Below are 17143 nucleotides of genomic sequence, written 5' to 3'. Positions count from 1 at the left end.
GACCCGAAAGTCGGGACTTTTCCTCCACCTTCACGAAGGACAAAAAATAATGGCTACTGGTACCGTCAAATGGTTTAACGCTGAAAAGGGCTTCGGCTTCATTTCCCCCGATGACTCCTCACAGGACGTCTTCGCACACTACTCCGCGATCGCTTCCTCCGGCTTCCGCTCCCTCGAAGAGAACCAGAAGGTCTCCTTCGAAACCGAGCAGGGCCCCAAGGGTCCCCAGGCCGTAAACATCCAGGCTCTCTAAGACTTAGCTTTCAGCTAACTCTTCTGAGTCCGGAACCTTACAGGTTTCGAGCAGGGTCCGTCTTTGACGGGCCCTGCTTTTGTTTAACCCACGTGTGCTGTTTCAGCGGCGCTCAGCCGCCATCAGCCGTCGGCCCGGTAGTCGAAGAACAGTGTGGCCGGGATGGGCCCCGCAAGCATCTCCGCTGTCAGCCCGTGCACGCTGACCAGATGCTCGCGGAACCACACATCGTAGGGATCCTCCGAGGCGGCGAGCGTCTGGAAGGCCTTCGCAAGATCCTCGGCCTCGTGGAAGAGGCTGACGAAATCCCCCTGCGGGGTCTGCACCAGGCTGGCGACCTCCCGGGTGACGCCCATACGCTTCCTCGAGCGGGCATGTTCCTCCCGGCGCGGGCCGTTCATCTCCGCGTCGAGCGCCTTCCATTCGTCCAGTTTCCCGGGCAGAATCGGCGCGAACCACGTAATGCATTCCATGACAAATGTCCTTCCACGCAGTAGTCAGCACGGTGGCAATTCCATCGGTACAGCTGCATGTTAGTCCCGTGTTCGACGGCGGGACAGGGCTTCCGGAATCAGCTCCGGACCCGCTGAACCGCGGCCAACTCAACGCCGGCGAGGTCAATGCGCGACGACGTGGCGGCCGGCCAGGAACGCGGTCAGCGCCGGGTTGTCGATCTCCTTCGCGAGCCAGGGCACGGACTGGGCCGCGGCCTCGTCTCCGAGGGCCGCGCGGTGCGACTGCGCCCGGACCACAAACTCCCGCATGCCGCTCCGGCTGGCCAGCGCGGCCAGCCGGTCCACGAACCCGGCGGCCCGCGGGGAGCCCGCGGCGATGGTGACTTCCGCCGCGGTGTCCAGCAGCCGGGCCGTGTACCAGAGGTACCAGGGCTTGGGTTCCAGGCCCCGGTCGATCCAGTGCTCGGCGGCGGCCAGGTCGCCGTGCGCCAGGAACAGGCGGGCTTCCGCCCCGGCCGCCAGCGCCATGTAGCAGTGGTCGCCGGCGAGTTCGGCCATCACCCAGGACCGGTCGATCAGGGCCGCGGCCTCCTCCAGCCGCCCCGCCGCCAGGTACGTCTCGCCGCGTACCCCGGCGACAAACGGTTCGAACGCCGTCCAGTGTTCCGCCGCCACCGATTCCAGCGCGCGGTCCAGGGCGGCGGCCGCCAGCTCCAGGTCCCCGCGAAGCAGATGCACGCGCCCCAGCAGCGCCTCGCTGAACGCCAGCTGCCGGCGGTTCCGCACAGCCCGGGCCAGCCGCCGCGACTCGGCGAAGGCAGCCACCGCATCCCCGTAGTGCGCGGTGTCCGAGGCCAGCATGCCCTGGATCGCGAGGATCCTCGCCTGCTCGTCCGGGATTCCCTGCGCCGCCTGCATCGCCCGGTCCAGCCAGCCGGCCGCGCGGTCCGGCACGCCGCGCTGCACGGACAGGTAGCCCAGCTCGCGGTAGGCCGCGGCGGCAGTCCGGGAGACGCCGTCGGGCGCTTCCGCCGACAGCGCGCGGTGCAGGAAGTCGGCCACCTCGGCGCCGCGGCCGCCGGCCTGGTGGATGAGGGCCCCGGACAGCGTCACCAGCGATTCGGCCACGAGGTGCCGGTCGGGGTTTGGTAGCCCAGCGCGCTGGGCCAGGACGACGGCGAGGCGCAGCTGGTCGAGTCCCCGGTCGACGGCTCCCGCCGATAGGGAGGCGCTGCCGGCGTCGAGATAGGACCGGACGGTGGCCGCGTTGGCGTGGAGCTCGGGGTCGGCCACCGGCGCGGAGTCGGACAGCGCGCGTCGGACCTCCGCCGGCAGCGGCAGGCCCAGCTCACGGTGGTACAGCTCCGCACACTTAGCGACCTCGTCCCGCGCCCGCCGGTGCTCGCCGAGGGCAACGAGAGCCTTCACCAGGACGGCGGTGCAGTCCGCGTGGAACGCATCCCGGCGCAGTGCCAGCGAGGCGAGTTCGACGGCGTCGGCGGCAGCGCCCGCGGCGAGGGCGGCCAGCGACGCTTCGTAGAGCAGCGACTGGACGCAGTTTTCGAGCCGGTACCGCTGGTCCGCCAGCCAGGAATCAAAGACGGCATTATCCGCGAAGGAGAGCCCCTCCAGCAGCTGGCCGTCGATCGTTCGCGGGTCCAGGCCGTGGCCGTTGGCCGAGCCCACCAGTTCCAGCGCATCGCAGTGCCAGGGCGGCAGGAGTGTCAGCCGCAGCGGGTCGCCGGTGATGGAGACGCCGTCGAGGGTCCGGCGCAGCTCGGACAGGTTCCAACGCAGGGCGCCCAGCGGATCCGCGGCGTCGGGGAAGAGCAGCATGGCGGTGCGGGAACGGCTGACGCCGTCCGGCTGCAGGGCGAGGTACGCCAGCACAGCCCAGGCTTTGCGGCCTTTGGGTTGTGGGGGAGCGGTGCCTGCGGACTCGATCTTTGGCGGACCGAGGAGCCGAATCCACGTCTCGGCCATAGGAGCAATTTTACGCCCCGGGGCCCGTTGGCGTTCCGGGAATTCAGTCCCGGGGGATTCACACGGTTGTTCACACGGAGGGTTCCGACACTGGAGTCATCCAATCCGCTCTCCACCCGAGGAATCAAAAAATGGAACTGTTCGTAGTCCTTCTGCTCGGACTCGTGATTGTCGCCGGCACCGCCACGGTCCGCGCCGTACTCAAGGACGGACACGGCCACACCCCCGTGGTGCGGTCCACCGAGTTCTGGAGCACCGGGAACCTGCCCAGCGAGCCCTTCTCGTCGTCGCTGGCCTGGTACCTGCCGGGGTCGCGGGTCCAGTAGGTGCTGATTTTTACGATCGCCGGGGATTCTTACGGGGCGGCGGGCCAGCGGCCCGCCGCCCCGTAGTGTGTCCGGCTGGTGGCGTTCGTGCTTCGTTGCGGCGTTCCGGGTCCGCCTCGACGGCGGTTCGTCCGTTTTGCCCATAGTTCTTGCGATCCGCCACCGTCAGGCAATACCGTCTCGACCAGCGGTGCACACCACAAGCGGAAGGCGTTTCATGCTGAAACAAGTCGCTGAGGGCGTTCTTGTTCACGAGAGCGAGTTCATCCAGAGCAACTCCGTTGTGGTGCAGGGCCGGGCCGGGGTGTTGCTCATCGACCCCGGCATAACAACTGGCGAAATGGCCGACCTCGCGAACGACCTGCGCGAGTTGGGCCAGCCCGTCGTGGCAGGCTTCTCGACGCATCCTCATTGGGACCACGTGCTGTGGCACGCGGACTTCGGCGACGTGCCCCGCTACGGTACAGCCCGTTGCGCGGCCGCCATCCACGATGTGCTGTCGCACTCGGATTGGAAGGCCCGCGTTACCGAGGGGCTGCCGCCGGAGTACGCCGACGATATCCCGATGGACATGCTCGGTCCTATTACCGGTCTGCCCGCCGGAGCCGCGCAGATTCCTTGGGACGGGCCCACAGTCCGGATCATCGAGCATCAGGCCCATGCCCCAGGCCATGCCGCGCTGCTGATCGAGGAGCGCGGCGTCCTGGTCGCCGGCGACATGCTGTCCGACATCCTGATGCCGTTCCTCGACCTCGAGGCCGCGGATCCGGTCGGGGACTACCTCGCCGCGCTGCTGCTGTTCGAGGGCGTGGCCGACGACGTTGCTGCCGTCATCCCCGGTCACGGCTCAGTCGGCGGAGCCGAGCAGCTGCGAGCACGAATCAACCAGGACCTCGCGTACGTAGCGGCCCTGCGCGACGGCGGTGTGCCCGACGACCCGCGTGTCGGCCCCTCGGCCCCGATGGAGTGGCTGCCCGACGTGCACAGATGGCAACTACAGCGGCTCGCGCAAAGAACCGGGCGCGATGGAACGCCCGGCTAGCGGGGCTTGTTCAACCGAGCCCCGGCTCGCCTCTGGAGGTAATCGGTCCGCCTTGGTAGCTTCAACGCATGGCCATCAAACTTGAGAACGTCGGTATCGCCGTTCGCGACCTCGAAGCAACAATCGCTTTTTTCACCGATCTCGGTCTTACGGTCATCGGCCGTGACACGGTCAGCGGCGAGTGGACCGATACCGCCGTCGGACTTGATGGCAACCACGCCAACATCGCGATGCTCCAAACCCCGGACGGTCATGGTCGGCTCGAGCTCTTCGAATACATCCACCCCGAAGCGATCGAGTCGAACCCGACCCGTCCCAACGACATCGGGATGCACCGGGTGGCCTTCTCGGTCGACGACATCGACGAGGCCCTTGAGATAGCTGCGAAGCACGGATGCCATCCGCTACGCGGCGTGGCGACCTATAAGGACGTCTACAAACTCACGTACCTCCGCGGCCCCAGCGGAATTATCGTGATGCTCGCCGAGAAATTGAAGGAGGGCTGACCCATGGTCGACGAAGAACTCAGTGCAGCGTTGAGGACCTACTACGAGTCTTGGTATCAGTTCCGCTACGGCCCGGCGCGCCAGCGCGGTGAGGCTGTGCCGTCAGAGAAGGAGCTATTCCTAGCGGCGGTCGGCTCAGATCGAGGTCAGGAGTTGTGGGCCGCTATCCGTGCACTGCAGGCTGAAGCGGACCGTGTGCCTGACCCGGGCGGACCGCTCACAAACTATATTGACGCGCTCCATGCTTGGGCCGCCACCCATCCCGAGGTCGACCCCCGCGAAATGGGCGCAATCACCTCCCCCCTGATCCGGGATCACCGGTAGGCCGCTCGAGCTTATTCGACGGGGTGATGGTGAGTAGTCCGCTCGATGTCGCCATCCCCTCCACCTGACGAGTAGATCACCAGCACCGTCTGCGCCCGGCCGTCCGCCTGGGCCGGGTTGAGCTCAATCAGGCTGCGGGGGCCAGACGAAAGATAAACCGGTCATCGGCGGACCACGGATGCTCGTCGTCACATCGATAGCCACGCAGCCAGGCTTGCCCGTCCACGACGCGAAGATAGAAGCCCTTGGGATAGTCGTCGTCAGCACTCAGCGTTTCTGCGGCCACAGTAAGGGCGCCGGTGGGCGCCTTCCCTGAGGACATCACCGAATCAAGGGATGTCGCCTGCTCGCTCAGAGCCATGCGCAAATAGGGCCCAGTATCCGCCGGGCAGAGCAACAAGCCCTGTTGCTGCGCACCCTCGAGGATCTGGGGAAGAGTCGCCCCATCAGGAAGGCCCAAGCCGGCGACCGTGCGCTCGGTGACCACAATGGCGCGTATGGCCCGCTTGTCGAAGACGGCGTCTTCCAACAGGGTTTTAGCATGCGCGTTAAGAAGGACGCCTCGCGAGCTCAGCCTGCTCATCAACTCAGCTCGGGATAGCCCCCCGACAGCAATCTCCAGCCGTTCAACGTGGGCTGTCTCTGCCATGGCTTCCTAACGGTGAGGGTGTGCTGCGGTACGGTCGTGAACTCTACCGGCGATGAACACCGTGAAAGATACGTGCGACCCCAGCGTCAGCCGCGGGCCGGCGGGACCGTCTTGCGCATCACGGTCTTGCTCTTGCCGATGTGACGCTCGAACGTGAATCCCGCCTTCTCGAACATGGCCCTCGTACCGTTGTGGAGGAATGAGGACGACGACCTCTTGCCCAGGGCGAGCTCGTTGGGGAACGAGACCACCTCGCCGCCGCCGGCCTGCGCGATCAGCTCGAGCGCGCCATCCAGCGCCTCCCGCGCCACTCCCGACCGTCGGTGGTCGCGATCGACGAAGAAGCATGTGATGCGCCACGGTGCCGGTTCGGACTCGCCCGCGTCATACTCCTTGCGATGATAGATGCGCGGCAGCTCGACCGGACTGCCGTACTCGCACCACGCGATGGCGTCGTCGCCGTCGAAGACGAGCGCGGCGTGCGCGACGCCCTCCGCCACGAGTCTCCGCTTGAACGTCGGCCCGTCGTACTCGCTCTTGACGGTGCGCTCCGTGTCGTCGTGGAAATACGAGCAGTAGCACCCGCCCCAGACCCCGTTGTGCTTCTGCGCGAGCGCCAGCCACGCCGGGAAGGTCTCGGCCGTGAGCGGCTTGATCACGTGCGACGTCGTCAAGCACACCTCCGGGTTGTCTCGGGAACGAGTTGATGAAAGTCAGGTGGTAGATCTCGTCGCGGGGGACTCGGCGACGCATAGGACTCCTGTGTTGCCGTCCTGGTCGGCGATCACGGTGAGCGACGGCGCGCCGCTGTCATCGACGACAGTCCCGCCCGCGGCGACGGCAGCGGCGATTCGTTGCTCGGCCACTTCGGGCGCCACATAGACCTCGACGTGGAACCGCTGCCTGGGGGTCTCGTGCGCACCGGCGTCCCCAAACCACAGGTTCGGTACACGCCCTGTAGCGTCCCTGATCTCGTCGCTGGGTGACCCGTGACCCTGGGACTCGGCGTTCCCGGTCAACAGCGCGGCCCACACCGGGGCGATGGTCGCGGAGTGGGCCGTATCGAGACCGAGCTCGATGACGCTGACCGAGGCCGGGTCGGCGTCGACCTCGTGGTCGGCGGCGATCTCGGTGATCCGTCGCGCGAGGTCGACGTCCTGCTGGGTCACCCATTCGACGACGTGTTCGGTGCCCTCGTCGTCGCGGTATATGGCGTCCGCGCTGACCATCTTGAGGTCGACGTACCCATTCCCGATCGACACGCTCGGGTGGTGCCCGAGCGCATCGCCCGCCTCGCCGACCGCGGTAACGAACCGTGCACCGGTGCCGAAGTCGTCGACCAGGTAGCGGGCATGGAGTCCCTGGGCCAACTTGCGCCAGTCGGTCAGCCTGGCCTGGGCGATCTCCTCGCCGTTCAGCATGTCCATGTTCGGGACCTCATCTGTGATTCAGCCTCAGCGCTGGAGCTCATCATCTGTAAGTGCCTCCCGCCCCCTGTGCCAACAGTAAAGCCGATACGGAACTCATCTTCAAGGGAAGTCAGCGCCTGCTACCCATCGACCAGTTTCCGGAATGGCGCCTTGAGTGCATCCGTCCTCACGCGCCGTTGCAGCGCCCCACGACTTAGCGCACTCCGAAATGTTTTGTCGCCGCATGGCACATGCTCGACGACGAAAGAAGGTCAGTCCTCCGCAATGAGCTGGCTTGCGATGACGGTGAGTGGTGGCGTGGAGCCGCGTGGGCATTCCAGCAGTCGATGGGCTTGGTGTGGTACTACCGGGAGACAAACCCGGGGATGAGCATGCTCGGGCCGATCCTTCACCGGGCAGCTCAGTTGAAAAGCTGACCGAAGGCTATGGCATCCAGATCATGGGCAGTTACGGTGGCACCATGAGGGACAGGACGCTGCCGATCATATGCGGGACGACAGAGTTCAAGGACGCCCTCGACCACTACGAGACGGAAGGCTGGCGCCGTGCGGAAACTGATCTACGGCATGAATCTGACCTTGGACGGCTACATCGCCGCGGCCGGCGACGACATCGGCTGGGGCGGGCCGAGCGACGAACTGTTCCAGTGGTGGCTCGAGCAGGAGCAGGCTAGCAGCCTGTCGCTGTACGGCCGCAAGCTCTGGGAGACCATGAGCTCCTACTGGCCGACCGGCGACCAGCAGCCCAACGCCACCCCGGCGGAGATCGCGTTCGCGCGGAACTGGCGGGACACGCCTAAGGTGGTGTTCTCCTCGACGATCGACAAGGTCGGCTGGAACACCCGCCTGGTCACCGGCGACGCGATCGCTGAGATCACCCGGCTCAAGGCCGGGGACGGCGGCCCGATGAGCGTCGGGGGCGCAACGCTCGCCGGGGCGGCCATGAGGGCAGGGCTGATCGACGAATACGTGCTGGCGACCCATCCGGTCCTGGTGGGCGGCGGCACTCCGTTCTTCACCTCGCTGGACAGCTGGGTGAACCTGAACCTGGTGGAGACGCGGACGTTTCCCGGCGGCGTGGTCCTGACCAGGTACGAGACGAGGCGCTGAGCGCGATTCCTCCGCGAGTACAGCCGGGGCACCTCATCCTGAAGGAACATGGGCAACTGATGCTGTTTGAGGACTGACCCCGTTGATACCTTGATGGAAGTCATCGTCGTGGTTGCCATCGCCACCCTCAACCGGGCAGCAACCAAGGCGCGCCAGCGGGGGCCGCGGCCACCTCTGCGCGTTCCCGCTACTCGACGACGGACATCGGCAAGCCGCCTCCATGCACCAAAGGCGTGATGCTGTCGAGCTGCCAGCCGTCCGCGGATGCCCGGAACGTCGCCGTCTGCGGCAGCGAGTAGCCGGACGGGACGTCGCTCGGCCCATTCGCCGCTGAGGCCTGGTGTTCCTCGGTCAATTCCTCGAAATGGACTCTCGCTTCCGAGCCGGTCACCTCGAATGACTCCACCGTGATCGTCGTCGAAAAGTCCGTGTACCAGAAGCCCCTCGACTTGAAGCGGGCCTTTGACCGGGCCACCACTGGAAGGTCCCTCGCGCGCTTGGCCCGGTAGGCCGCCGTCGACTGCGCGTCGCCGAGCTGCGGCGCCGGTGGAACGTCGAGGGCAGTGCCGTTACGGTCCTCGACGGCAGCCTGGATGATGGCTGCAAGCTCGGAGGACGACGGGCTGGGCACAGCTGCTGCGGGAGACCCGACCGGGAGCGGGACGGTAACAGGCTGGCACCCGGAAAGGGCAAACCCGAGCAGCACCGCGATGGCGGCCACCGAGCGTCGGTAAGTCATCGTGGTCCCCCCGTGCCGGATGTCCTCACAGCCTGCCCGGAAGGCCCCAGCCAGTCAACTAGTGCCGGATGGAGGGTGTAGAAGGTCCCGACCGCCGGTTGGCGGAAGACGGGCCGGACCACGCCGACGACTTCGCCTTGTGTGACAGCCACCAATACGACTCGGTCGCTCCTGGGGGCGATCATCTCCCTGGCCCAGCGTGTTCGGGCGCTGGCATCACAGACCGCATTCACATGTCCCAGGGCATCCAGAGTGGATTCACGAATCTGCATGGGCACAGCGTACTGGGCGGGTTAGATTTCTATCGTGGATGGTCAGGCCAACTTGAGGGTTCCGTCCAAGCGAACTGTGGACAAGGTCTTGCTGGGTGTGTCCCAATTGAAGGGTCGAGCGCGAGGCGGGCGGGCTTACCAAATCGGCCGGTGATTTCCAGCCCGGTCCCGCGTCTTCAGGCACATCAACCATCCGCGCGCGAAAAATTGGGGGCACATTTGAAACTCTTGCTTACGTCAGGCGGCGTGACGAACCCGAGCATCCACTCGGCGCTCGTGCAGCTTCTCGACAAGCCGATCGCCCAGTGCCACGCCTTGGTCGTCCCTACAGCGCAGTGGGGTCACCCGATGTGCGGACCGGCATCGGTGCTGGGCCTACTGACCGCCGAGCCCGACGTCCGTCACTTGTCCGGCCTGGGCTGGGCTTCGCTCGGCGTTCTAGAGCTCACCGCGCTGCCCACCATCGGCGCGGAGCGATGGGTCCCCTGGCTTCGGGAGGCCGACGTGCTCCTGGTCGACGGCGGCGACGCGACGTACCTGTGCCATTGGATGCGTGAGTCCGGGATGGCCGACCTGCTGCCGTCGCTGCCCGACACGGTGTGGGTGGGAGTGAGTGCCGGAAGCATGGTGATGACGCCCCGGATCGGGGAGTACTTCGTCGAGTGGCCGTCCGCGCCGGACGATCGCACCCTGGGGGTGGTGGACTTTTCGATCTTCCCGCACTTGAACGCTTTCCCGACCAACACTCCGGCCCACGCAGAGCGGTGGGCCGCCGACGTCGGTGGCCCGGCCTATGCCATCGACGAGCAGACAGCTATCAAGGTCGTCGACGGCTCCGTCGAGGTGGTTTCCGAAGGGCAATGGACGAAGTTCGGGTGATAGCTTCCAGACATTCATGACGTCGCGCGGCTTTGGTGGGCAGCAGGACGGGGCGAATCAACTGCTGCCTCATCTGCCGCTCATCCTCCTCCATGCCGCGATTCTTGCACGACCGGCAGTCGGCTGTCCGCGCCGGACTAGTCTTCGGTCATGTCAGATAATCGCGTCCGTCGGGTCATCGCCTGTTTCCTGATTACGGCCATCCCTGACCGCTTTGGGAGAACAGCACTGCCGAGCATCCACCCAAATACACAATGGAGCCAGCGGACTTCGGGCTGTCGCATAACCTAACTGACTGGCTTCGCGTTTGCGAGTAGAACCGGCGTCGCTAAACGACACCTCAAATGTCCCGGTGAGGGATCCTATACCGGGAGACATGCCATGGTGATCGGCGTTATTTTGTTTTGTACTTGAAACCACGGTGCGATCCAACGAAACCCAAACGCTCATAAAAGCGGTGTGCGTCCTGACGTTCCTCGTCAGACGTAAGTTGCACTAGCGACGCCGCCACGGCGGGGGCTGCAGTTTCAGTAACCCACCGCATCATGGCTGATCCGACGCCACTCGACCTCGTGTCGCTACGGACACGGACGGCTTCGACCAGAAGTCGAGTGGACCCACGTCGGGCCATGCCAGGTATCCGAGTAAGCTGCATTGTCGCTATGGGCTCATCTGCCTCGTTCACGACCACGAGGAGTTCGTTGGAGGGATCTGCGATGATCGCAGTCAACGCAGACCGGTAAGCCGCTGCATCAGAACCGTCGGCCTTGTCACCCCTCGATGCGCTGATTGGATCGTCCGCGAGAAGGAGCATCAGTGCCATGAGGTCATTCTCGGAAGCCCTGCGCAGGGTGAGCTCCTGAGCCGTAACGCTGAGGGTAATAGGTAAGTTCAGAGTACGAATCACTCTCGCAGTCTCCCATCTATCGGGCTCGCCTCGCGGATCTGCATGCATAGGGCTTCCGGAGAATACAGAAACAGCGCCTTACCCGGTGTACGTAAGCCGTTCCCTTCGCGAAACGGCCGTCGAAGAGTCCGTTCCCCAAGTGGGTCCAAGTCCCGAGCCACGGATGCGACGAGAACGCAGCGCCGTCGAGTCATGTAAACCGAGGCGCCCGCAACTTCTCACCTCAACGGCGTCGGTCCAACGCGAATAGCACCCTGAGAGGTAGCTGGTACTCGCGGAGGGAGAAACCCTCCGGCCGGCCGCCGCAGCGACACAACGGACTGACGCTAGGGTTGACGTACAGCAGAACTACCGGTTGAAGGTTCATTGGGGGGAACATGAAGCAGCCATCAGCGAGCGGAATCGGCTTTCGGGAAGTGGACCAGGATGGGAATCCTGCGGTCCGAGTGCCGGACACTGCGCAGGATTCATCCCGTCAAGATAGGCACTGGTCCGTCAATCCATTCATCGCCTTGTTGTGGCTGTTGGCCGCCGTGCTGGTCGTCGGCGGCGTCTCAGTCCTGTCGACCGTGACCTTCAATCCGGGCCCTGTGAGTGGGCCGCCGGCCATTACATTCCTAATGATGACATTCGCGCCCCACGCGTTACTCCTTGGACTTGTTGTCGTCCTTTGCCTACTCTTCTGGCACGCATGGCAATGGCAGCGGCGGCACGCGAAACGGCCAACTCGCTAGCCTCGAACCGACCTGCCCACCCGGTGTGTCTTCTCACCGACCCCGACCAGGGGAAGTGGAGATCGCCTACTTAGCCCCTGCGTAGGCGAATGACCCGGACGGAGTGAAAAATGATCAACCCCACTCCAACGCTGACGAATATGGCGTCTGCCCAGCGGGGCGGGGCTGTGGCAAGCCTGTATACATTAGAGCGGCCGGCCGTAGGGGTAGTCCACCCATGCTCCGGTACCTTCATCCGGGCACGCATCTCTGGCGCCGTTTTTCGTGGACCAGTAGTCCGCGGGGAAGCGGGCTCCTTGGAGAACGGCGTCCAAATCGACGCCGTGCTCCTCACGCCCGTCCGCGAATCGCGCGTCATACCGAATGCTGAGATAACGACTCTTCAACCAACGACGAGTCTTCCAATATGCGGTGGCTCGGATAGCAATCGGCATTTGTGAACTCATGCCTACATCCTCGCCTGTCTAGGGTCCTCCTGTTGCGAGCCGCTGGTGGAAAAGCTCAAAGGATATTCGGACAAGCATGTCCCAATTCCTTGGAGGTGGACATCGGATACCGGCCGTTCTGCAAATAGCGACACGCCTCCCGAATTGAATCGCAGCTGTAAGTGGCAGCTTTCTCGCTGAGCTTTTTGTCACCCTTGCCGCTCCTGAGTCCGTCCGTGAACGGTCCATGGTAATGCGCGGTCAGGCGGTGAATCCGATGATCTGGCCGTGAAGCGTGGACGCGATAATGCCGGGGTGGCTGAACGGGAGGTCGTGCGCAGCGCCCTGCACCGTGCGGAGAGTGCCGCCAGGAAGCGCCGAAGCGGTCAGCTTGGCGGATTCGTGCATGAGTTTTCGTTCGTTCGCTCCAACCAGTACGTCGGCGGCTCCCTGATAGTCGCTCCATGTCGCGGGCAGCGTGAATCGGATGTTCTCGCTGACGCTAGACAGGAGGGTTTCGCGAGTGGTTGCGGCGCTGTCGTGAAGGTAGTCGTCCAACAGGTGATTGGGGATACCGAGCTGGTGTGCTTGGGCCGCCGCAAACCACCTATGCCGAGCGAGCGGGGCAGCCAGGCTGAGCAGTGCGAGCGTAGGTCCGGGAAAGGGAACGGGTCTTGTTTCAGCGCTGACAACGACGACGCCCCGCACAAGGTGGGGTAGCTCGGAAGCGAGCAGGATCGCGAGCTGGGCTCCCATGGAGAAGCCGACGACGTGGGCTCCCTGCGGGGCGTGGCGTTCGATCACGCCGGTGAGTCTTTGCACGGTGTCTTCATGCGAGATGTACGGCTGTGCTGCGCTACGGCCGAATCCCGGGAGATCGGGGACGATGGCTTTCATGGTCGGCCCTAGCAGCTCGCGCAGGGGTCTCCACATCCATCCGCTCACGCCGGCCGCGTGAATCATTAGAACCGGGTTGCTGCCTTCGTCCACGTTGACGTACATCCGGTCATCATCGCAGAGCGGTCGATCGCACGGGCGAGGCGATGAGGCCGTGGGCCGGTCGTTCAGCGGCGCAAGTGCCACTCAAAATATCCGGATCACTATCGCCGAAATACCGCGGCTACTGGATTCCAGTAAGACCCGCCCGCAAAACTGCCCGGTGAAGGTGCCCGAGCCTCACGGCCCCAGTTTGATCGAGCACTCGCCGCGCTGATCGACGGTGAATCCCTCTTCATCACGACGCCGGACCGGCCCGGCGATCCATCCGGAACATGCTCGCCTTCGCTTAATGGCGCGGTCGAAGCGCGGGCAAGTCATAGGCACTCAGATTCGAAGCGCCATCCGCTTGAGCGGACGCGGTGAACACGCTGCGCAGGTTTCCTGCGATCTCGGAATGTCCCGAGCAACGTTCATGGACCCCAAGGGTCAGTTCATGGCGGAAGGGTTGCTGCCCTCCGCGCGGTCCCAGTGCTCACGCAACAGCTGGGCCAGCCGTCCGGGCTCCACCCGGTGCGGGGGATCAAAGTGGTGGCGGCCTGCAAACACTTCGAGCCGGAAGTCGGGGAAAACCGCGGACAGGCGCCGGGCAATCTCACCGAACTGGTCAGGGTTGCTCAGGCCGCCCATGACGAACAGGACGGGGGAGTCGAATGCGGCCAGCCGGCCGCGGTCCAGGTCGTAGCTCCGGAAGCTGCGCAGGAACGCCGCGATGCCGGCCGGCCGCCTGGCCAGCCATGGCGGAGGGGCGTCCGGCGCCGGCGGCGGCAGGACGACGTCGGGCCTGACCTGCAGTTGCATGAACTGCTGCATGAACTGCCCGGGCGGGAGAGTTTCCAGCCGGTCGAAGGCTTTCCACAGCCCGGCGTGTGCCGGGCTCCAGTCCCAGGTTCCGGCCCAGGCCGGTTCCAGCAGGGCCAGGCTCAGCAGGCGCTGCGGGTGTTGGGCGGCGAACGCGAGGGCCGCCGAGCCGCCCCCGGAATACCCGGCGAGATGGAACGAATCCCAGCCCCGGGCGTCGGCTTCACGCAGGACGCCCGTAATCTCGGTGTCCAGGCTCCAGCCGGGCAGGGGCTCGTCGCCCGCATAGAGTTCCAGGTCCTTGGCGACGGCCTGCACGTCCGGTCCCAGGGCCTCGAGGAGCGCGCCGTAGGCCAGCTGCGCGGGAAGAACAGCACCCGGAAGGAATATGACCCGAATCGGTCCCATGCAAAAACGATACGCGCGGGCGGGCAGAGTTCAAGGGGAGTTCCGCGCGCCGGCCGGCCGGCAGCCGCCGTCGGACGTTACCGGGACTTGGGGATGAGGATCCACAACGCGATGTAGACGAGCTCACCGACGCCGAAGAGGCCGAAGAACACGAAGCCGAGGCGCACCACGGTCACGGAGATGCCGAAGCGGCCGGCGATGGCTGCGCAGACCCCCGCGATGATCTTGCGGTTCCGTGGCCTCATCAGTGATTGTTCCATCCCGCCAAAGTAGCAGTGCGGGCCCGTCATGAGAACAGTCCCGGCCCAAGAACGGCACAACGCCAGCGGGACCTGCTCCGGCGGCAAAAGCCGTTCCGGGAGGGCCCGCTGGCGTTCAATCCGCGCCGAGACGGCGCCGTGAAGCCCGGCCTACGGCGTCGGCATGCCGCCGTTGACGTTGAGCGTCTCGCCGATCACGTAGCTGGACTCGGCTGAGGCCAGGAACACGTACGCCGGGGCGAGCTCTGCCGGCTGGCCGGCACGGCCCAGCGGAGTCTCCTTGCCAAACTCCGGCAGATCCTGGGTGAGCTGCCCGCCGCTGGGCTGGAGCGGAGTCCAGATGGGACCGGGTGCCACCGCGTTGACCCTGATGCCCTTGGGCGCGAGCTGCTGCGCCAGACCCTTGGTGAAGTTGTTGATGGCGCCCTTGGTGGAGGCGTAGTCCACCAGCGTCTCCGACGGGCTGTAGGCCTGGATGGACGTCGTGTTGATGATGCTCGACCCGGCCGGAAGGTGCGGCAGCGCCTCCTTGGTCAGCCAGAACATCGCGTACACATTGGTCTTGTAGGTGTGGTCAAACTCGACGTCGGTGATGTCGCCCAGCGCTTCCTGCGCCACCTGCTTGCCGGCGTTGTTCACCAGGATGTCCAAACCGCCCAGCTCGCGCACGGCGGTCTCCACCAGCTGCCGGCACATCGCCGAGTCCTTGAGATCGCCGGGAACCTTGACCGCCTTCCGCCCGGCCTTTTCAATCAGCTCCGCGACCCGGGCCGCGTCCTCTTCCTCCTCCGGAAGGTAGGACATGACGACGTCGGCACCCTCGCGGGCGAAGGCGATCGCCGTTGCGGCGCCGATCCCGGAGTCCGCGCCGGTGATGAGTGCCTTGCGGCCTTCGAGCCGGCCGGTGCCGCGGTAGGTGTCCTCGCCCAGGTCGGCCTTGGGCATCATCTTGGAGTCCAGGCCGGGTTCCGGCTGACTCTGCTCGGGCGGCTCGATCTGCTCGTAGGCCGTGACGGGGTTCCTGAACGTGTACTGGTCAGTCATGGTGCTCCTCGGGATCGTCGGGCCTCGGCGCGGACGGCTCACACGCCGCGCACATGCTAAGCATGCTTACCATCCACCCTAGTCACGACAGGGGCGGGCTCGCAACGGGGAGGATCCGGCGGAGGAGATGGGCGACGAGCCGGCGTCCTGCGTCGTGCGCTTTGAACTCCTCGACGCACAGCAGACCGGGCCGGCCACGCTCGAATACGAGTATGACTTCGGCGATGCGTGGACGCACCTCTTCGAGGTGATGGGGCCGGCCGAACTGCCGGCACCGTGTGCTGGATCGGCGGCGCCAACCGGGGCCCGGTGGAGGATGCCGGCGGGACGTCCGGTTATGCGCGCCTCATAGAAGCCCTGGCCGACCCGGCGGACGAGGACCACCAGGAACTCTCCGGCTGGTACACGTTCGCGACTGGCCAAGACGCCGGCAGCTTTGCGCCGTACGCGTTCGACGCCGATGCACTCAACGTCCGCCTCGACGGGCTGGCGAAACGCCTCTGGCCGGACCGCCCACGGACGAGGAGATCGACGCCGTCGTGCGGCCCGTGCAGTGGCTCCTCACGCAGGCGGGCGCTGACGGACTGCAGTTAACCCAGGGCGGCTACCTCAAACCCGCCGTGGTACGCCAGACGGTCAGCGAGCTGGGGTGGGACAACCGCTGGCCCGGAGCGGCGAACCGCGAAAGCCAGACCCTGCCCGTCCTAGTGCTCCGGCAGCAGCTCCAGGCCTGGAAGCTGCTGCGGAAGAGCGAGGGTCGGCTGGTCTGTCGCCGGCGGGCCGCAAGATGCACGACGGCGGCCGCCCACTCTGGGATTTCGTCGCCACTGCGGTGGCCTTCCCTGCGGACGAAGCGACGGCCCTGGTGACCCGCATCGTGGTCCACCGGCTGCTTGAGGGCGCCACCCCGTCCTGGCGCGAGCGGGAACGGATCATCGCGGACATGCTGAACGCGGCCGGCTTCCGGGTGGACAACGGGAAGCCAGTGTTGCTGGATGACGCCCGGGAACTCTATTCGGACGCCGGCAGGTCCACCGCCGGCGCACCGCCGCGCATGTGAGCCAGTACACAGACCCCTCCTTCGCCCGCTTGGCCGGAGGAGAGCCGTTTTTGCGGCCTGGTTTCCGCGCCGTTCCAGGGTTTCGGAGCTGTGGGAGGGGCATGGTGGGTGGATTTGTGTGGGGGCTGTGTCGCGTGTACAGTTATTCGAGTCGCCGCCGCTGATGCGGAAAGATTGCGACCGACCCCCTGATAAACGGCCTGAAATATGGTGCGCTGTTGAGCGTGCCGGAGTAGGNAGTTATTCGAGTCGCCGCCGCTGATGCGGAAAGATTGCGACCGACCCCCTGATAAACGGCCTGAAATATGGTGCGCTGTTGAGCGTGCCGGAGTAGGGTGGGGATCCTCTTGTGGGGCTGGGAATCGCGGAAACGTTGATTTGCAAAGCTYCACGGGTTCGGGTAAGTTTGAAAAGTTGCTCCGGAGCGATCCGCGACCGTAAGGGTTGTGGTGGTGCCGGGTGTGTCTGTTGTTTGAGAACTCAATAGTGTGCCAAGTTTGTTGATACCAATTTATTGTATTGAATTGGTTGAATTTGCCGG

At 65.2% G+C, this 17143-nt stretch carries 20 protein-coding genes; 9 read left to right on the top strand and 11 right to left on the bottom strand.

Annotation, left to right across the window (positions count from 1 at the left end; genetic code table 11):
* The first annotated feature begins 49 nt into the window (after nucleotides 1-49).
* The gene (locus ASE96_RS17355; protein ID WP_024365339.1) at nucleotides 50-253 is read left to right on the top strand and encodes a cold-shock protein; all 204 of its coding nucleotides are present in this window, start codon (nucleotides 50-52) and stop codon (nucleotides 251-253) included.
* Nucleotides 254-375: 122 nt separating this feature from the next.
* On the opposite strand, the gene ASE96_RS17350 is transcribed toward ASE96_RS17355, so the two are convergent.
* Together ASE96_RS17350 and ASE96_RS17345 are read right to left on the bottom strand one after the other, a co-directional pair.
* Entirely contained in the window at nucleotides 376-726 is a 351-nt protein-coding gene (locus ASE96_RS17350; protein WP_056433346.1) for a DUF6176 family protein, read from the bottom strand.
* A gap of 144 nt (nucleotides 727-870) precedes the next feature.
* On the bottom strand, nucleotides 871-2691 hold the full coding sequence (locus tag ASE96_RS17345) for a hypothetical protein (protein WP_056433344.1): 1821 nt from the start codon (nucleotides 2689-2691) through the stop codon (nucleotides 871-873).
* A 131-nt stretch (nucleotides 2692-2822) separates the two neighbouring features.
* Between ASE96_RS17345 and ASE96_RS17340 the strand changes: the two genes are divergently transcribed.
* The 4 genes from ASE96_RS17340 to ASE96_RS17325 all read left to right on the top strand — a co-directional run bounded on the left by ASE96_RS17340 (nucleotide 2823) and on the right by ASE96_RS17325 (nucleotide 4889).
* Entirely contained in the window at nucleotides 2823-3017 is a 195-nt protein-coding gene (locus ASE96_RS17340) for a hypothetical protein (protein ID WP_056433341.1), read from the top strand.
* Nucleotides 3018-3234: 217 nt separating this feature from the next.
* The gene (locus tag ASE96_RS17335) at nucleotides 3235-4059 is read left to right on the top strand and encodes an MBL fold metallo-hydrolase (RefSeq protein ID WP_056433338.1); all 825 of its coding nucleotides are present in this window, start codon (nucleotides 3235-3237) and stop codon (nucleotides 4057-4059) included.
* Between the two features lie 68 nt (nucleotides 4060-4127).
* Nucleotides 4128-4565 carry a VOC family protein gene (locus ASE96_RS17330; RefSeq protein ID WP_056433335.1) on the top strand — a complete coding sequence of 146 codons (438 nt, stop codon included), beginning with the start codon at nucleotides 4128-4130 and terminating at the stop codon, nucleotides 4563-4565.
* A gap of 3 nt (nucleotides 4566-4568) precedes the next feature.
* Complete coding sequence (locus ASE96_RS17325; protein ID WP_056433332.1) at nucleotides 4569-4889, top strand: hypothetical protein; 321 nt, start codon at nucleotides 4569-4571, stop codon at nucleotides 4887-4889.
* A 127-nt stretch (nucleotides 4890-5016) separates the two neighbouring features.
* On the opposite strand, the gene ASE96_RS17320 is transcribed toward ASE96_RS17325, so the two are convergent.
* The 3 genes from ASE96_RS17320 to ASE96_RS17310 form a co-directional block, all read right to left on the bottom strand.
* The gene (locus tag ASE96_RS17320; protein WP_056433330.1) at nucleotides 5017-5538 is read right to left on the bottom strand and encodes a hypothetical protein; all 522 of its coding nucleotides are present in this window, start codon (nucleotides 5536-5538) and stop codon (nucleotides 5017-5019) included.
* 86 nt (nucleotides 5539-5624) lie between these two features.
* On the bottom strand, nucleotides 5625-6197 hold the full coding sequence (locus ASE96_RS17315; RefSeq protein WP_442853914.1) for a GNAT family N-acetyltransferase: 573 nt from the start codon (nucleotides 6195-6197) through the stop codon (nucleotides 5625-5627).
* A 54-nt stretch (nucleotides 6198-6251) separates the two neighbouring features.
* Entirely contained in the window at nucleotides 6252-6965 is a 714-nt protein-coding gene (locus ASE96_RS17310) for a 4a-hydroxytetrahydrobiopterin dehydratase (protein ID WP_056433324.1), read from the bottom strand.
* 548 nt (nucleotides 6966-7513) lie between these two features.
* On the opposite strand from ASE96_RS17310, the gene ASE96_RS17300 reads away from it, so the two are divergent.
* Nucleotides 7514-8077: a dihydrofolate reductase family protein gene (locus tag ASE96_RS17300; RefSeq protein ID WP_056433320.1), complete on the top strand. Its 564-nt coding sequence runs from the start codon at nucleotides 7514-7516 to the stop codon at nucleotides 8075-8077.
* Nucleotides 8078-8264: 187 nt separating this feature from the next.
* Here the strand turns inward: ASE96_RS17300 and ASE96_RS17295 are convergent, their stop codons facing one another.
* Nucleotides 8265-8816, bottom strand: coding sequence for a hypothetical protein (locus ASE96_RS17295; RefSeq protein WP_056433317.1), 552 nt, complete (start codon nucleotides 8814-8816; stop codon nucleotides 8265-8267).
* A 491-nt stretch (nucleotides 8817-9307) separates the two neighbouring features.
* Between ASE96_RS17295 and ASE96_RS17290 the strand changes: the two genes are divergently transcribed.
* Nucleotides 9308-9967: a Type 1 glutamine amidotransferase-like domain-containing protein gene (locus ASE96_RS17290; protein ID WP_056433315.1), complete on the top strand. Its 660-nt coding sequence runs from the start codon at nucleotides 9308-9310 to the stop codon at nucleotides 9965-9967.
* A gap of 394 nt (nucleotides 9968-10361) precedes the next feature.
* On the opposite strand, the gene ASE96_RS17285 is transcribed toward ASE96_RS17290, so the two are convergent.
* From ASE96_RS17285 to ASE96_RS17265, 5 genes are all read right to left on the bottom strand, one after another.
* Nucleotides 10362-10781, bottom strand: coding sequence for a GNAT family N-acetyltransferase (locus ASE96_RS17285; protein ID WP_326952923.1), 420 nt, complete (start codon nucleotides 10779-10781; stop codon nucleotides 10362-10364).
* Nucleotides 10782-12294: 1513 nt separating this feature from the next.
* Entirely contained in the window at nucleotides 12295-12996 is a 702-nt protein-coding gene (locus ASE96_RS17280) for an alpha/beta fold hydrolase (protein WP_268753773.1), read from the bottom strand.
* 462 nt (nucleotides 12997-13458) lie between these two features.
* The gene (locus ASE96_RS17275; RefSeq protein WP_056433309.1) at nucleotides 13459-14238 is read right to left on the bottom strand and encodes an alpha/beta fold hydrolase; all 780 of its coding nucleotides are present in this window, start codon (nucleotides 14236-14238) and stop codon (nucleotides 13459-13461) included.
* A gap of 77 nt (nucleotides 14239-14315) precedes the next feature.
* Nucleotides 14316-14483, bottom strand: coding sequence for a PspC domain-containing protein (locus tag ASE96_RS17270; RefSeq protein WP_235500318.1), 168 nt, complete (start codon nucleotides 14481-14483; stop codon nucleotides 14316-14318).
* A 165-nt stretch (nucleotides 14484-14648) separates the two neighbouring features.
* Complete coding sequence (locus ASE96_RS17265; RefSeq protein ID WP_056433303.1) at nucleotides 14649-15542, bottom strand: glucose 1-dehydrogenase; 894 nt, start codon at nucleotides 15540-15542, stop codon at nucleotides 14649-14651.
* A gap of 228 nt (nucleotides 15543-15770) precedes the next feature.
* Between ASE96_RS17265 and ASE96_RS18965 the strand changes: the two genes are divergently transcribed.
* Together ASE96_RS18965 and ASE96_RS17255 are read left to right on the top strand one after the other, a co-directional pair.
* Complete coding sequence (locus ASE96_RS18965; protein ID WP_082492828.1) at nucleotides 15771-16136, top strand: IS1096 element passenger TnpR family protein; 366 nt, start codon at nucleotides 15771-15773, stop codon at nucleotides 16134-16136.
* 193 nt (nucleotides 16137-16329) lie between these two features.
* Nucleotides 16330-16602: a hypothetical protein gene (locus tag ASE96_RS17255; protein WP_056433298.1), complete on the top strand. Its 273-nt coding sequence runs from the start codon at nucleotides 16330-16332 to the stop codon at nucleotides 16600-16602.
* Nucleotides 16603-17143: the final 541 nt, after the last annotated feature.

The sequence above is a fragment of the Arthrobacter sp. Leaf69 genome, assembly GCF_001422645.1.
In the GTDB taxonomy this organism is placed as follows: Bacteria; Actinomycetota; Actinomycetes; order Actinomycetales; family Micrococcaceae; genus Arthrobacter.
The sequence above is the reverse complement of the archived record's forward strand: the minus strand, read 5'-3'. Positions and strand labels throughout refer to the sequence as shown.

What these genes read in the sequence shown, in the direction of transcription:
- ASE96_RS17335 (WP_056433338.1), top strand. Translation starts at nt 3,235, where the DNA reads ATGCTGAAACAAGTCGCTGAGGGCGTTCTTGTTCACGAGAGCGAGTTC.
- ASE96_RS17350 (WP_056433346.1), bottom strand. Translation starts at nt 726, where the DNA reads ATGGAATGCATTACGTGGTTCGCGCCGATTCTGCCCGGGAAACTGGAC.
- ASE96_RS17345 (WP_056433344.1), bottom strand. Translation starts at nt 2,691, where the DNA reads ATGGCCGAGACGTGGATTCGGCTCCTCGGTCCGCCAAAGATCGAGTCC.
- ASE96_RS17310 (WP_056433324.1), bottom strand. Translation starts at nt 6,965, where the DNA reads ATGGACATGCTGAACGGCGAGGAGATCGCCCAGGCCAGGCTGACCGAC.
- ASE96_RS17270 (WP_235500318.1), bottom strand. Translation starts at nt 14,483, where the DNA reads ATGAGGCCACGGAACCGCAAGATCATCGCGGGGGTCTGCGCAGCCATC.
- ASE96_RS17355 (WP_024365339.1), top strand. Translation starts at nt 50, where the DNA reads ATGGCTACTGGTACCGTCAAATGGTTTAACGCTGAAAAGGGCTTCGGC.
- ASE96_RS17340 (WP_056433341.1), top strand. Translation starts at nt 2,823, where the DNA reads ATGGAACTGTTCGTAGTCCTTCTGCTCGGACTCGTGATTGTCGCCGGC.
- ASE96_RS17265 (WP_056433303.1), bottom strand. Translation starts at nt 15,542, where the DNA reads ATGACTGACCAGTACACGTTCAGGAACCCCGTCACGGCCTACGAGCAG.
- ASE96_RS17285 (WP_326952923.1), bottom strand. Translation starts at nt 10,781, where the DNA reads ATGCTCCTTCTCGCGGACGATCCAATCAGCGCATCGAGGGGTGACAAG.
- ASE96_RS17255 (WP_056433298.1), top strand. Translation starts at nt 16,330, where the DNA reads ATGCACGACGGCGGCCGCCCACTCTGGGATTTCGTCGCCACTGCGGTG.
- ASE96_RS17325 (WP_056433332.1), top strand. Translation starts at nt 4,569, where the DNA reads ATGGTCGACGAAGAACTCAGTGCAGCGTTGAGGACCTACTACGAGTCT.
- ASE96_RS17280 (WP_268753773.1), bottom strand. Translation starts at nt 12,996, where the DNA reads ATGATTCACGCGGCCGGCGTGAGCGGATGGATGTGGAGACCCCTGCGC.
- ASE96_RS17330 (WP_056433335.1), top strand. Translation starts at nt 4,128, where the DNA reads ATGGCCATCAAACTTGAGAACGTCGGTATCGCCGTTCGCGACCTCGAA.
- ASE96_RS17275 (WP_056433309.1), bottom strand. Translation starts at nt 14,238, where the DNA reads ATGGGACCGATTCGGGTCATATTCCTTCCGGGTGCTGTTCTTCCCGCG.
- ASE96_RS17295 (WP_056433317.1), bottom strand. Translation starts at nt 8,816, where the DNA reads ATGACTTACCGACGCTCGGTGGCCGCCATCGCGGTGCTGCTCGGGTTT.
- ASE96_RS17320 (WP_056433330.1), bottom strand. Translation starts at nt 5,538, where the DNA reads ATGGCAGAGACAGCCCACGTTGAACGGCTGGAGATTGCTGTCGGGGGG.